This is a genomic window from Kitasatospora sp. NPDC057936 (assembly GCF_042887525.1).
Lineage (GTDB): Bacteria > Actinomycetota > Actinomycetes > Streptomycetales > Streptomycetaceae > Kitasatospora.
Map to the genome: position 1 here is coordinate 16,152 of NZ_JBHVPD010000086.1, position 13,486 is coordinate 29,637.

Genomic DNA, 13,486 nt, shown 5'->3' on the forward strand with positions numbered 1-13,486 from the left:
GTCTGTGACCGTCGCGAGCCGGGGATAAGGGAGAGAAGTTCCTGGGAACACCAGTCCTACCCTGGCTGTTGGAGTGGACATGACGACCCGCACCGTGGACACGACCAAGGAGCTGGCCGCGTTCCTGCGGACCCGGCGCGAGCGCCTGGATCCGAAGGACTTCGGCCTGCCGTCGCGTCAGCAGGCCCGGCGGACCCCGGGACTGCGTCGTGAAGAGGTCGCCGAACTGGCCGGGGTCAGCATCGACTACATCGCGCGGCTGGAACAGGCCCGGGGACTGCGGCCCTCGGCGAACGTGGTGGAGGCGTTGGCCCGGGCGCTGCGCCTGGCCCCCGACGAACGCACCTACCTCTTCAACCTGGCCCAGCAGCGCCCCCGCAACGCCGACAAGCCCGCCACCACTGCAGCGCCCCCGCTGGCCCGGCTGGTCGCCGACCTGTCGCCGTTGCCGGCCATGCTGATGAACCACCGCTACGACATCCTGGCCTGGAACGGCGAAATGGCGAGGCTGCTGCTGGATTTCGACACCCTGCCGCCGTCGCAACGCAATGCCATGTGGCTGTGCCTGGTGCACCCGGAAATACGCGAGCTCTATGTCGACCGCGAGCGCGTCGTGCGGGAGGGAATCGCCCACCTGCGCGCAGCGTGGGCCGCGCACCCGGAGGACCAGGCGTTGACCGACCTCATCACCGAATGCACCACAAGTAACCAGGAATTCGCGCGGTTGTGGGCCGAGCGGGACGTGAACGTCAACGGCCGCGGACTCAAGGTGATGCGACATCCGGACGCAGGTGTGATCGCCGTGAACTTCGAAGTGCTGATGCCACTCCAAGATCCGGACCAGCGGTTGATGATCTGCCGCGCCGTGGACGATGAGAGCCGGTCGGCATTGAACCGGTTGTGCTCACGGTGACGTCGAACCCTCATTCCGGTGCGCCTCGGAGTCCATCGGTGAGATCCGGGCCGAGAGCATGTCGGGATGACGGACCGGCCGAGCCGGGCATCGCACACCATGTCACCGAGGACCGTGGTCGGCGCAGGGTCGTGCGTCGGGCGATCCGGCTCGCGCCCGCCGAGGGCATCACGTTTCCTGGTGCGACGCAAGTGTTCCGGATCCGCCGGGACAGCTGAACTATTCAGAACATAGGACCGGCAGCTCAGGGGCGGCTCGCCGGTCCGGCGAAGAATCATGCAGGTGTTCGGAACTTCTCGGGGTTCCGGTCCGACTCATGGGCCGGGTGTCGTCGCCGACGGCGCCCGGCACAGGAGGAGGACGGAGCATGCGGCCCATGAGGCGCTGGTCGGATCGGCCGGGATCCGCCGGCAAGGGGTGTACGGCGTGAGCGCGACGACGGGCCAGGCGGCGGCGCCGCCCGCCGGCACGGACCGCTGGAGCCTGGTCGCGGTCGCCGGGATGCTGTCGTTCGTGGCGATGCTCGACATGAACATCGTCAACATCGCGCTCGCGGACATCGGCAAGGGCTTCCACATATCCGCGCAGACCGCCCAGTGGGCCGTCCTGGGGTACCAACTCCCCTTGGTGGCACTGCTCCTGCCGGCCGGACGCTGGCTGGACGCGGTCGGCACCCGCCCCGCGCTGCTCACCGCCGTCACCGGGTTCGCCCTGGGGAGCGCCGCTGCCGCCGCGGCGCCCTGGGCCGGGGCGCTGATCGCGGCCCGGGTCGTCCAAGGATCCTTCGGCGCGGTGCTGTTCGTGCTGATGCCGGTGCTGGCGATGCGGTCGGTGCGGCCCGAACTGCGCGGCCGGGCGATGAGCGTGCCGGCGACGCTGGGGCCGCTCGGCGCGGTCACGGGCCCGGCCCTGGGCGGGCTGCTGCTCGACCACCTCGGCTGGCGGGCGATCTTCCTCGTCAAGCTGCCCGTCTGCTTGGGAGCCTGGCTCCTCGCCCGCCGCCACCTGCCCCGGAGCGGCGCCCTGGTCAAGCCCGGCCGGACGGAGCTCACCGACGCGGCGCTCATCGGGGGCGCCGTCTGCGTGGTCCTGCTCGGGCTCACCTTCACGGCGGACGCCCCGGCCTGGCTGCTGCTCGCGGCCCCGGCCGTACCGCTGACCGCGCTGTGGCTGCGGCGCGCGGGCGGACAGCCCGTCAGGTCCGTGCTGCGGGCGAACCGGACGGCGGGCCTGAACACCGCGGTGCTGGCCATCGCCCTGGCCTTCGCCGTCATGCACTACCTGCTCGCCCTGCACCTGCAACGGGACGAGGCCGCCAGCGCCACCGCCACCGGCCTGACCATCCTGTGCTTCCCGCTCGCCATGGGGATCGGCGGGCCCTTCGGCGGACGGCTGGCGGACCGCTTCGGCGCCCGGCCGACCGCGACCGCCGGGGCCACGCTCACCGCGCTCGGCTTCCTGCTGCTCGTTCCGCTGGGCGACACCTGGAGCCTGCCGGACATCGCCTGGCGCCTCGCCCTCGCCGGAGCCGGCATGGGCCTGTACGGCGGCCCGACCCAGGCGATGGTCATGACCTCGGCCACCCCGGCGACGACGGCCACCGCCGCCTCCACCGTCCAACTCGCCCGCAGCCTCGGCTTCACCCTCGGTCCGGCCCTCGCCACCGCCACGTGGAGCCTCGGCGGCTCCGGGACGGGCGGCCTGCACCTCGGCCTCGGTCTCGCCGCGGCCTGCGCGTGCCTCGCCGTCCCGCTGCTGGCACGGCACGGCCGCGCGACCGCCGCGCGAGCGGTCTGAGCCCTCGTCACCTCCCCGTCACGTTTCCACCCCTGGAGCACACGCATGTGCGGAATCACCGGCTGGGCGTCCTTCCACCAGGACCTCCGGCGCAGCACCCCCGTCATCGAGGCGATGACCGCGACCATGGCCCTGCGCGGGCCCGACGCCGGGGGCGTCTGGACCGGCGCCCACGCCGCGCTCGGCCACCGCCGGCTCGCCGTGATCGACATCGAGGGCGGCGCCCAGCCCATGGCCGACCGCCCCGAGCAGCCGCACGTGGTGCTCACCTACAGCGGCGAGGTCTACAACCACCACGAGCTGCGCGAGCGGCTCAGAAGCAGCGGCCACCGGTTCGAGACGCGCAGCGACACCGAAGTGGTGCTGCGCGCCTACCTGGAGTGGGGCGACGCCCTGGTCGACCACCTGGAGGGCATGTACGCCTTCGCGATCTGGGACGAGCGGCGTGAGCGCCTGCTGCTCGTCCGCGACCGGCTCGGCGTCAAGCCGCTCTTCTGGGCGGCGGTCGACGGCGGCCTGGCCTTCGGCTCCGAGCCCAAGGCCCTGTTCGCCCACCCCGAGCTCACCCCCACCGTCGACGCCGACGGCCTGCGCGAGGCCTACAGCCTGCTGTTCAACACCGGCCCCACCGTCTGGGCCGGCGTCCGCGAGGTCCACCCGGGCGGGCTGCTCGTCCTCGACCGCGACGGCATCCGCGAGCGCCGCTACTGGGACCTGGCCGCACACCCGCACACCGACGACCCGGAGACCACCAAGGAGCGGGTCCGCGAGCTCGTCGACCGCGCCGCCAGGTCGCAGCTGGAGGCCGACGTGCCGCTGTGCAGCCTGCTCTCCGGCGGCCTGGACTCCACCGTCGTCACCGCCCTCGTCGCCGACGAACTCCGGCTCAGGGAAGGCCCGCAGGCCAGGCTCCGCTCCTACGCCGTCGACTACAGCGACCAGGCCGAGCAGTTCACCGGCGACGTCCTGCGCACCGGCCACGACACGCCCTTCGCCACCGAGGCCGGCGCCTTCATCGGCACCGACCACTCCACCGTGATCCTCGACCCGCGCGCCCTGCTCGACCCCGACCAGCGCCGGGCCGTCGTCGTCGCCCGCGACTCGCCGATCGGCGTCGGCGACATGGACACCTCGCTCTACCTGCTGTTCGGCGAGATCCGCCGGCACTCCACGGTCGCCCTGTCCGGCGAGGCCGCCGACGAGGTCTTCGGCGGCTACCCGTGGTTCCACAACCCCAAGGCGCTCGCCGCGCAGGCTTTCCCCTGGCTGCTCGTCACCGGCGACGCCGCCGCCATGCCGCTCAACCCCGAGCTCGCCGCCCGGCTGCGCATCCCCGAGTTCCGCGCCGACACCTACCGCAGCGCGCTCACCGCGGTCCCGCACCTCGACGACGAGACGCCCGCAGAGCACCGGCAGCGCGAACTCCAGCACCTCTCGCTGACCCGCTGGCTGCGCCAGCTGCTGCACCGCAAGGACCGCCTCTCGATGGCCCAGGGCCTGGAGGTCCGGGTGCCCTACTGCGACCACCGGCTCGTCGAGTACGCCTTCAACGCCCCCTGGGCGATGAAGAACCACGACGGCCGCGAGAAGAGCCTGCTGCGCGACGTCGGCCGGGGCATCGCCCCCGACTCGGTCCTCTGGCGTCCGAAGAACCACTACCCGGCGACCCACCACGCCGACTACAACCGCGGCCTCCAACACCTGGCCCGCGAGGCGCTGGACGCGCCGCACGTACGGGACATCGCCGACGAGACGGTCGTCAAGACCGCCCTCGACACCCCCGCCGAGGAACTCCAGTGGGGCCACCGGCTCCGCCTGGAACGCGTCGTCGACCTCGCCCTGTGGCTCGACCACCACCGCCCCGCCCTGGCCCTGTGACCCTGCTACCGCCCCGCCCTGGCCCTGTGACCCCGCCACCGCACGACCTCCGCACAACCCCGAAGGAACCCGGCATGACCACCCCCGACCGCCCCGAGGGCCGCTGCCCCGTCACCGGCGCCGCCGCCGGCGAACCGATCCCGCTGTACGGCTCCGCCTATAAGACCGACCCCTACGACCTCTACCGCCGGATGCGCGACGCCGGGCCCGTCCACCGGGTCCGCTTCCCCTCCGGCATCGCCGCCTGGCTGGTCACCGGCTACGACGCCGCCCACCAGGCGCTCAACGACCCCCGCCTCGGCAAGAACCACGACCTCGGCAACGACAACTGGCGCGCCCTCGCCTCGATCATGCCGGAGCCCCAGCACTCCCAGCTCCAGGCACACCTGCTCCACCAGGACCCGCCGGAGCACACCCGGATGCGCCGCCTCGTCCTGGACGCCTTCGCGCCACGACGGGTGGAGTCGCTGCGCCCGCGCTTCCAGGAGCTCGCCGACGCCCTCGTGGACGAACTGCCCGCCGAGGGCGGCGCCGACCTGGTGCAGGGCTTCGCCGCGCACTACCCGTTCCGGGTCCTGGCGGAGGTCATCGGCCTCCCGGCCGAGCTGGCCGCCCGCTTCGACCGGGACTGGGGCAAGGTCGTCCAGCCGGTCGGCCCGCAGGACCCGGGCCGGCCCGCCTACGAGGCCCGGCTGCTCGGCCTGCAGACGTACATCGCCGAGGTCGTCGCCCACAAGCGCGAGCACTGGGACGACGACCTGCTCTCGCGGCTCGTCATCGCCAAGGACCGCAGGGAACTCACCCGGGAGGAACTCGACTCGATGATCTTCCAGCTCCTGGTCGCCGGCCAGGAGCCCGTCACCAACCAGATCACCACCATGCTGATCACCCTGCTGCGCCACCCCGACCAGCTGGACCGGCTGCGTGACGACCCCGCCCTGATGCCCCGGGCGATCGAGGAACTCCTGCGCCACGACAGCGCGTTCGAGCTCACCACCTGGCGGTTCTTCGCCGAGGACAGCGACCTGCACGGCACCCGCATCCCGGCGGGCGACTCCGTCATCGTCTCGCTGTGCGCGGCCAACCGGGACGGGGCGCAGTTCCCGGACGCCGACGTGCTCGACCTGGAACGCACCCCGAACGCACACCTGGCCTTCGGCCACGGCATCCACTTCTGCCCGGGGGCCGCCCTCGCCCGCGCCGAACTCCAGGTGGCCATCGGCACCTTGCTCGCCCGCCTACCCGGCCTTCGGCCCGCCGGTTCCCTCGACGACCTCACCTGGATCCCGGCCGTGCTCGCCCGTGGGGTCAACGACCTTCCGGTCGCCTACGACAAGCGCATCTGACCTGACCCATCCCGCCTGACCCATCCCGCCCGACCAGGGCGGCCCGGCACCGCCTCCTGCCGAGACAAGCGGCGCCGGGGCCGCCATCCCGCCATGCCCTCATGGAGGAGCCGCAATGCCCACCGAGTCCATCACGAGCACGTCCAGACCCGTCCGGCAGACCTGCGCCGCCGTTCTGGAACTGCTGCTGCCCCACCGCCGCGCCACCGACACCGCGACCCCGGCCGCCGTCGAAGACTTCCCCGAACAGTTGCGGCAGCTGGCCGAGTTCGTCGAGGCGGGGGAGCGGATCGTCTTCACCCTGCCGGGCTTCCCCTGCAAGTCGCCCAGCCCCGCGAAGGTCCTCGGCCATCTCCCCGACGAGGGCGAACGCCTCTCGCTCACCTTCCTCGACGACCTCTGCCGGGCGGTCGGCGAGGTGTACGAGCCGGGCGCCCGGATGGAGATCTGCTCCGACGGGCACATCTTCGGCGACCTGATCCGGGTGCCGGACCCGCACATCGATGCCTACTCCGACGAACTCGCCGCCCTGATCCGCCGCGAGGGCCTGACCCGGCTGTCCGTCTTCGACCTGCGCGACGTGCTCGGCGACCTGCCGTACGACGAGAAGCGCGCCCGGGTGCACGCCGCGTACGCGCCCACCGTCGAGGAACTGCGCGCCGAAGTGCGGCGCGACGAGCACACCCTCGCGCTCTACCGGGGCATCACCCGTTTCCTCACCGAGGACACCGTGGACTTCGCCGGCACCAGGTCCGCCCTCCAGCGCGAGTGCCGGCAGCGCGCCTACGGCGTCATCCAGCGCAGCCGCGCGTGGGGAGACCTCATCGCCGAGCACCACCCCCGCACCGTCCGCCTGTCCATCCACCCCCAGCCGCGCGGCGCCGCCAAGTTCGGCATCCGCCTGCTCGACGCCCCCGACGCCTGGACCACCCCCTGGCACTCCACCGTCCTGCACCGCGCCGACGGCACCTGGCAGTTGATGCGCCGCGCCGACGCCGAGCAGCAGGGCACCCTGGTGCTGCGCGACGGCAGGCCGAGCCACTTCGAGGAGTCCCGCCCGCTTGCCGACTGAGACACGACCGCCCTCTCGCTCCTACGGGGAGCGAGGGGGCGGTTCGGCACTCCTGCGCGCGGACGAGTGCCGCGGAGGGCGTGGCCGTCTTCCTCCTGTGACCGGCGCACCGGTACCCGATTCCCCACATCGTGCAGTAGAGATCTCGTAGTCCGGGTAGAAGTTCGGCATGGCCGGGTGAGGGACAGGCCCACCCAAGCGGGCAGTGACTGACGGTCGACCCGGCTACGAGGTCCTCCCCACCGATGGGAGACGAGGTGATCTCATGGCGTCAGCGGGCCCGGGCGACTTCGCCGTGCCGGAACTGGCGGTCCCGTTCCCCCTGAGAGTGCATCCGCACGCCGATCAGGCCCAGGCTTCGACCCTTGCGTGGGCCAGGCGGATGGGACTGCTCTCCTCGGATGCGGCGTCGGCCCGGTTCGACCGGCTTCGGTCGGGGCGGCTCGCGGCCTACGTCTACGCCCGGGTCGGTGTGGAGGAGCTCCTGCTCGGTGCCGACTGGAAGACCTGGATGTTCATGATCGACGACCAGGGAGACGAAGGCCCTCTCGGTCGTCTCCCGAGTCGGTGGCGTGAGGCGATGCGTCCCTTCGACGACGTCCTCGGCGGAAACGTCGCCGAGCCCGGGCACCTGCCGCCTGTCGCGCGTGCGCTGGCGGACCTGTTGGAGCGGACCTGCGTCGGCATGCCGGCGGCGTGGTCGGAGCGCCTGTACAAGCACACCCGTGACTTCCTCGACTCCTACCAGGGGGAGGCCGAGCGCAGGGCCCGGCACGAGGTCCCGACCATCTTCGAGTACCTGGTCCACCGCCGTGACTCCGGGGCGATGCACATCGTCTACGACCTCGCCGAAGCCCTCGTCCACCACGCGGTGCCACCGGATCTCTACCACTCGCGCGAGTTCCAGGACCTGGAGCTGGCGGCGTGCGACATCATCTGCTGGCAGAACGATCTGCGCTCGCTGCCCAAGGAACTCGCCCGCCGCGACGTGCACAACGTGGTGCTGGTGATCCAGGCCGGCGTGGGCTGCAGCCTGCCCGAGGCCGCCGCCCGGGCGCGGGACATGACCGACGCGCGCACGGCCTGGTACGTCCAGGGGCGCCGCCAGATGGAACACATCCTGGAAGCCTCCCGCCTCCCCGCCGATCATCAGGACCGCATCCGCCGCGTCCTGGGCGTCTACGAGGACTGGATGAGCGGTCACTACCAGTGGGGGAAGGAGACCGGACGCTATACCGACATCGTCCACACCGACCCCGGCGTGACGCCGAACTACGTGGAACCGCTCCTGAACCCCGGTCGTCCACAGCACTGACGACGGTGTCTGCGGGTGGTGGGCCCGGTGCGGGCCGGGCTCGCACGGAGGACACGAGGGCCTCGATCATGAAGCTGCTGGGCTGTGGTTCGTGAGGGGTCGGGGCGGTCGGCCGGCGGTCAGCAGCAGGGCTGAAGCGCAGGCGGCGGCGCCGACGGCGGCCACCGCGCCCCACCCGCCGTACCGCCACGCCAGGGTGCCGGCGAAGGAGCCGACGGCGATGCCGAGGAACCGGAGGGTGAAGTAGCACGCGTTCAGTCGGCTGCGCATGGCGGGCCGCAGCGCGAACAGGATCCGCTGGCAGCCCACCTGGTTGCTCCACGTCCCGATGTCGAGCAGCGTCACGCCGGCGATCAGCCGGCCGAGGTTCGTCCCGCCGGGCAGGAGGACGGCCCAACCGGCCAGGACCGTCCCGATCACGACCGTCTGGGCGCGCCGTGGGCCCAGGCGGTCGGCCAGACGCCCGGCGAGGGGGGACACCAGGGCGCTCGCGGCGGCCACCAGGCCGAACAGGCCCACCGCGGCGGAACCGTAGTGGTAGCGCTCCTCCAGGAGGAACGTCAGCGGAGTCCAGAACGCGCCGAAGGAGATCCCGACCAGCGCGCCTGAGAGCGTGACCCGGCGGATGAGCGGGTCGGCGGCAAACACCTTCGGAACGGACGACAGCGCGCTCCGGTAGGTCACGGGTCCGGCGGGCGGCAGAGCGGGCAGGGCCCGCCGGAGGGCGAGCGACAGCAGCGCGGTCGCCCCGCACGAACACCAGAAGACCGCGCGCCACCCGGCCGCCGAGGCGAGGACGCCCGAATAGGCGCGGGACGCCAGCACTCCGACGAGCAGTCCGCCCTGGACGACTCCCAGGGTCCGGCCGATCCGGTCGGCGCCGGCCAGCGCGACGGCCACCGGCGCCACGAGTTGGGGGACCGGGGACAGCACGCCGAGGACCAGGCCGCAGGCCACCAGCGAGAAGGCCGTCGGTGCGACGGCGCAGGCGGCGAGAACGAGCGAGGAGGCCGCGCACAGACCGAGTATCAGCCGGCGCCGGTCGACACCGTCACCGGCCGGGACGATCAGCGCGATCCCCGCGGCGAACCCCGCCTGTGTGACGGTGGGCAGTGCGCCGAGCGCCCCGGCGGAGACGTGCAGCGATCCGGCCGCGTCCCCTAGCAGCGGCTGGCAGAGGTAGACGTTCGCCCCCGTCACCGCGCTGGTGGTGGCCAGCAAGGCAGTCAGCCGCCGCTGAGCGGGACGCTTGCCACGGTGCTGTCGATAGTCGGATTCGATCACGTGAGGACACGCTAGGGAGGGCGGGACATGGCAAGCTGTCGCCGATGTGCCGTCTACTGTCGAGAGTGTGCCAATGCACGGCAAGAGCGAGGACCGCGACGACTACCAGCTCGTCCCCAGGCCCGTGGCGGCCATGGCCCGCGACCTCCCGGACGGGCACCACATCCCCCCGCACAGCCACCGCCGGGCACAGCTGATCTACGGCACCAGCGGGGCCGTCACCGTCACCACCGACCAAGGGATCTGGGTGGTTCCCGCGACGCGTGCGGTCTGGGTCCCGGCCGGCGTGACCCACGCGATGACCTGCACGGGTGCCGTGCGCATGCGGACCCTCTACATCGAGCCGTCGGCGGCGCCGAGCCTGCTCACCGGCCCGCTGGTCGTCTCGGTGTCCCCCCTCCTGCGCGAGCTCGTCGAAGAGGCGACCCGGCTGCCGATCGACTACGAGCTCGACGGGCGCGAAGGCAAGCTGATGGACCTGCTGCTGCTCGAACTCGAGCCGGAACCCGTCCCGGCCCTGCACCTCCCCGCCCCGGCCGACCCCGCACTCGTCCGCCTGTGCTCCGCGATCCGAGAAAACCCGGGCGCCCGCTGGACGGCCGAATCGGCGGCGGCCTGCGCCCACCTCAGCACGCGGAGCCTGCATCGCCGGTTCTCCGCCGCGACAGGGATGACCCTCGCCCACTGGGTCCGTCAGGCGAAACTCGTCCACGCCCTGACCCTGCTGGCGCGGGACGCTCCGGTCACGAGCGTTTCCGCCGAGCTCGGGTACGCGACACCGAGTGCGTTCACCGCGATGTTCCGCCGCGCCGTCGGCCGGGCTCCGAGTGCGTTCTACCGTGGCGCGGGCGAATCGGGTGTTCGCGCGTGAGGCGGCGAGGCCCCCGATGTCCGGCACTGGCGACGCACGGGAGTGCGCCAAGGGCGACCACGGCCGTGACCACGGCCCGTGCCCTGGCGCCACGACAAGCGTGAAAAGTCAGTAGCGCGAGGTTTTCGTCGCAGGCCGGGGCTAGAGTGCTGCGGTGAGTACGCGCAAACCCCGCGGCCCCTACGCCAAGACCGCCGCCAAGCGGAAGATGATCCTCGACGCCGCGCTGGCCGCCTACGCCGAGGCCGGCAGTCGGGGGGTGTCGGTCCGGGACATCGCCGAGCGGGTCGGGCTGACGGACGCGGGCGTCCTGCACCACTTCGGCGGCCGGGAGGCCCTCCTCACCGCCGTGCTCGAAGCCCGCGACGCCGCCGCGGCCGAGGAGTTCGGGCACGAGGACGCGCTCTGGCGGGCCGACATGGTGGCGGACGCGGCGCGGACGCCCGGACTGGTCAAGCTGTTCGTCGACCTGGCGGCGGCCGCCGCCGAACCGGAGCACCCCGCCCACGCGTTCTTCACCGAGCGCTACCGCGTGCTCAACGAGCGCATCGTCCGCGCCCTCGGCGCGGGCCGTCCGGCCACCGCGCCCCCCAGTCTGGCCGGTACGGCGGACGCCGACTGGGCGGCCCGGATCCTGCTGGCCGCGACCGACGGGCTCCAGATCCAGTGGCTGCTGGATCCGTCGATCGACATGGCCGACGACATCGCCCGGCTGCGCGACGTCCTGCTCGACTCGCTGGGAGCGGGCAAGCCCGACGCCTGACAGCGCGGGCGGCGGGAGGCCGCCGCCGTACGGCCGGTCCGGGCCCGGGCGCCGATAATGGGATGGTCCTCCTGGGACGGGTGATTCCACCGACGAGGAGCGAGATGGACGTTCCCAGCGGTTCCGCCGACGACCGGCCCTCCACCTTCGATGCCCTCGCCGCCGCGGTCCTCGACGACCGGGGCACCGTGACGCGGTGGTCCGCGGCAGCGGCGGAACTGGTGGGGCGCGAGGCCGACGAGGTCTGCGGCTATCCCGTCCGGGACCTGCTCGCGCGTAATCCGGAAAAGCCGTCCCGTGCCGCATCCGGCGCGGTCCCGACGGCCGGCCGGGCGCTCCTGCGGCACCGTTCCGGGCACACGGTCGACGTCGCCTTCCGGACGATGCCCCTGGAGGGCTCGTCCGACGTCCTCGTCCTGGCACACCCCGCGCGGCCGGGCGCCCAACGCGCGGAGGCCGACGCACGCACGGCCGCCACGGAGGCCGACGCGGCCGTCGAACAGCAGCGGACCCTCCGGCACCTCGACGTGCTCCACCAGGCCGCCCTGCGCGTCGGAGGATCGCTCGACGTGGAGCGCACCGCCCAGGAACTGGCCGACGTCGTGGTCCCCGCCCTCGGCCAGCTCGCCTCGGTCGACCTGGCCGACGCCGTGCTGGCCGGCGACGAGCCGCCGCGCTGGATCGGCGGCGGCGACCCCCACATGCGCAAGGTCGCCGTCGCGTCGGCCGACGGGACCTGGCCGGCCGGGCACGTCCAGCTGGGCGACGCGATCCCCGCCCTCCCGTACGTCGACCGCGACGTCGTCACCAGGGTGCGCCGCGACGGGGCGGTGATCCTCGGCCGGGACGAGGCCGCCGCCCTGCTCGGCGGCGACGAGCGGCTGACCGGACTGCTCCTCCCCGAGGGCGGGAGCTCGACGGTCGTGGCCCCGCTGCTCGCCCGCGGCCTGATGCTCGGCAGCCTGTCCGTCTGGCGGGTGGACGACCCCGAGGCGTTCACCGCACGGGAGGCCGGCGTGCTGCGGGAGATCGCCTCACGGGGTGCGCTCGCCATCGACAACGCCCGCCGCTACACCCGCGAGCACCGCGCGGCCGTCGCGCTCCAGCGGCGACTGCTCCCGCCGGAGACCACCGACACCGCGGCGACCGAGACCACCGGGATCTACCGTCCGGCCGGCGGCGGGGCCGAGATCGGCGGCGACTGGTACGACGTGATCCCGCTGCCGTCGCTCCGCGTCGCCCTGGTCGTCGGCGACGTGATCGGCCACGGCCTGCACGCCGCCGCCACCATGGGCCGGCTGCGCACCGCGATCCGCACCCTCGCCGACCTGGAACTGGACCCCGAGGACCTCTTCACCCACGTCGAGGACCTGGTCCAGCGCCTCGCCGAGGAGGCGCCGCCCGGGACCCAGGACGCCGTCGGCGCCACCTGCCTGTACGCCGTCTACGACCCGGTCGCCTGCCGGTGCACGTTCGTCAGCGCGGGGCACCCGCCGCCCGTCGTGGTGCGCCCCGACGGCACCGCGCACGTGGTGGCGGTCGTCCCCGGCCCGCCGCTGGCGGTGGGCGGCGCGCCCTACGAGGCCACCACGATCGACCTGGCGCCCGGGAGCGTCCTCGTCCTGTGCACGGACGGCCTGCTCGAAGGCGACGACCACGACGCCGACGCCGGACTGCGGCGGCTGGCGGACCTCCTCCCCGGACTCTGCGGACCGGGGCGGAGCCTCACCGAGACCGGGCACGCCCTGCTCGCGGAACTCGGCACCCACCCGCGCCGCGACGACATCGCGCTGCTGCTGGCCCGCACCCGGGCCGTCCCGGAGGGGGCCACCGCGCACTGGGAGTTCCCGGCGGATCCGGCCGCGGTCGGCGCCGCCCGCGAGGCCGTCGCCCGGCGACTCGCGGCCTGGGGGCTGGAGGACCTGGCCTTCACCACCGAGCTCATCGTCAGCGAGCTGGTCACCAACGCCGTCCGGTACGGCGGCGCCCCGATCGGGCTGCGCCTGATCCGCGACCGGGTGCTGCTCTGCGAGGTCACCGACCCGAGCAACACCCAGCCCAGGCTGCGCAGAGCCCGCAACACCGACGAGGGCGGCCGGGGGCTGTTCCTGATCGCCCAGCTCAGCACCCGCTGGGGCTGCCGCTACGGCCGGCGCGGCAAGACGATCTGGGCCGAACAGCCGATCGCGGGCGGGGCCGGCTGACCCCGGCCCGTCGCGGCCGGCCGGCCGGCCGTTCGTCCGTCGG

General features: G+C 73.2%; 10 protein-coding genes. 9 read left to right on the plus strand and 1 reads right to left on the minus strand.

Annotated elements, in window-relative coordinates:
• Positions 1–79: 79 nt before the first annotated feature.
• The 6 genes from ACFVU9_RS34105 (at position 80) to ACFVU9_RS34130 (ending at position 8,321) form a co-directional block, all read left to right on the plus strand.
• Entirely contained in the window at positions 80–913 is an 834-nt protein-coding gene (locus ACFVU9_RS34105) for a helix-turn-helix transcriptional regulator (RefSeq protein WP_387600103.1), read from the plus strand.
• 426 nt (positions 914–1,339) lie between these two features.
• Complete coding sequence (locus ACFVU9_RS34110) at positions 1,340–2,710, plus strand: MFS transporter (protein WP_387600106.1); 1,371 nt, start codon at positions 1,340–1,342, stop codon at positions 2,708–2,710.
• Between the two features lie 45 nt (positions 2,711–2,755).
• Positions 2,756–4,588: an asparagine synthase (glutamine-hydrolyzing) gene (gene asnB / locus ACFVU9_RS34115; protein WP_387600109.1), complete on the plus strand. Its 1,833-nt coding sequence runs from the start codon at positions 2,756–2,758 to the stop codon at positions 4,586–4,588.
• Positions 4,589–4,662: 74 nt separating this feature from the next.
• Entirely contained in the window at positions 4,663–5,934 is a 1,272-nt protein-coding gene (locus tag ACFVU9_RS34120) for a cytochrome P450 (RefSeq protein ID WP_387600112.1), read from the plus strand.
• A gap of 115 nt (positions 5,935–6,049) precedes the next feature.
• Positions 6,050–7,006, plus strand: coding sequence for an L-tyrosine/L-tryptophan isonitrile synthase family protein (locus ACFVU9_RS34125; RefSeq protein WP_387600115.1), 957 nt, complete (start codon positions 6,050–6,052; stop codon positions 7,004–7,006).
• 382 nt (positions 7,007–7,388) lie between these two features.
• Complete coding sequence (locus ACFVU9_RS34130; protein WP_387600118.1) at positions 7,389–8,321, plus strand: hypothetical protein; 933 nt, start codon at positions 7,389–7,391, stop codon at positions 8,319–8,321.
• Positions 8,322–8,387: 66 nt separating this feature from the next.
• Here the strand turns inward: ACFVU9_RS34130 and ACFVU9_RS34135 are convergent, their stop codons facing one another.
• Positions 8,388–9,542, minus strand: a complete 1,155-nt coding sequence (locus tag ACFVU9_RS34135) for an MFS transporter (RefSeq protein ID WP_387600121.1) — start codon at positions 9,540–9,542, stop codon at positions 8,388–8,390.
• A 136-nt stretch (positions 9,543–9,678) separates the two neighbouring features.
• Between ACFVU9_RS34135 and ACFVU9_RS34140 the strand changes: the two genes are divergently transcribed.
• From ACFVU9_RS34140 to ACFVU9_RS34150, 3 genes are all read left to right on the plus strand, one after another.
• Positions 9,679–10,476: an AraC family transcriptional regulator gene (locus ACFVU9_RS34140; protein WP_387600124.1), complete on the plus strand. Its 798-nt coding sequence runs from the start codon at positions 9,679–9,681 to the stop codon at positions 10,474–10,476.
• A gap of 154 nt (positions 10,477–10,630) precedes the next feature.
• The gene (locus ACFVU9_RS34145; RefSeq protein ID WP_387600127.1) at positions 10,631–11,239 is read left to right on the plus strand and encodes a TetR family transcriptional regulator; all 609 of its coding nucleotides are present in this window, start codon (positions 10,631–10,633) and stop codon (positions 11,237–11,239) included.
• A gap of 104 nt (positions 11,240–11,343) precedes the next feature.
• Entirely contained in the window at positions 11,344–13,443 is a 2,100-nt protein-coding gene (locus tag ACFVU9_RS34150; protein ID WP_387600130.1) for a SpoIIE family protein phosphatase, read from the plus strand.
• Positions 13,444–13,486 lie beyond the last annotated feature (43 nt).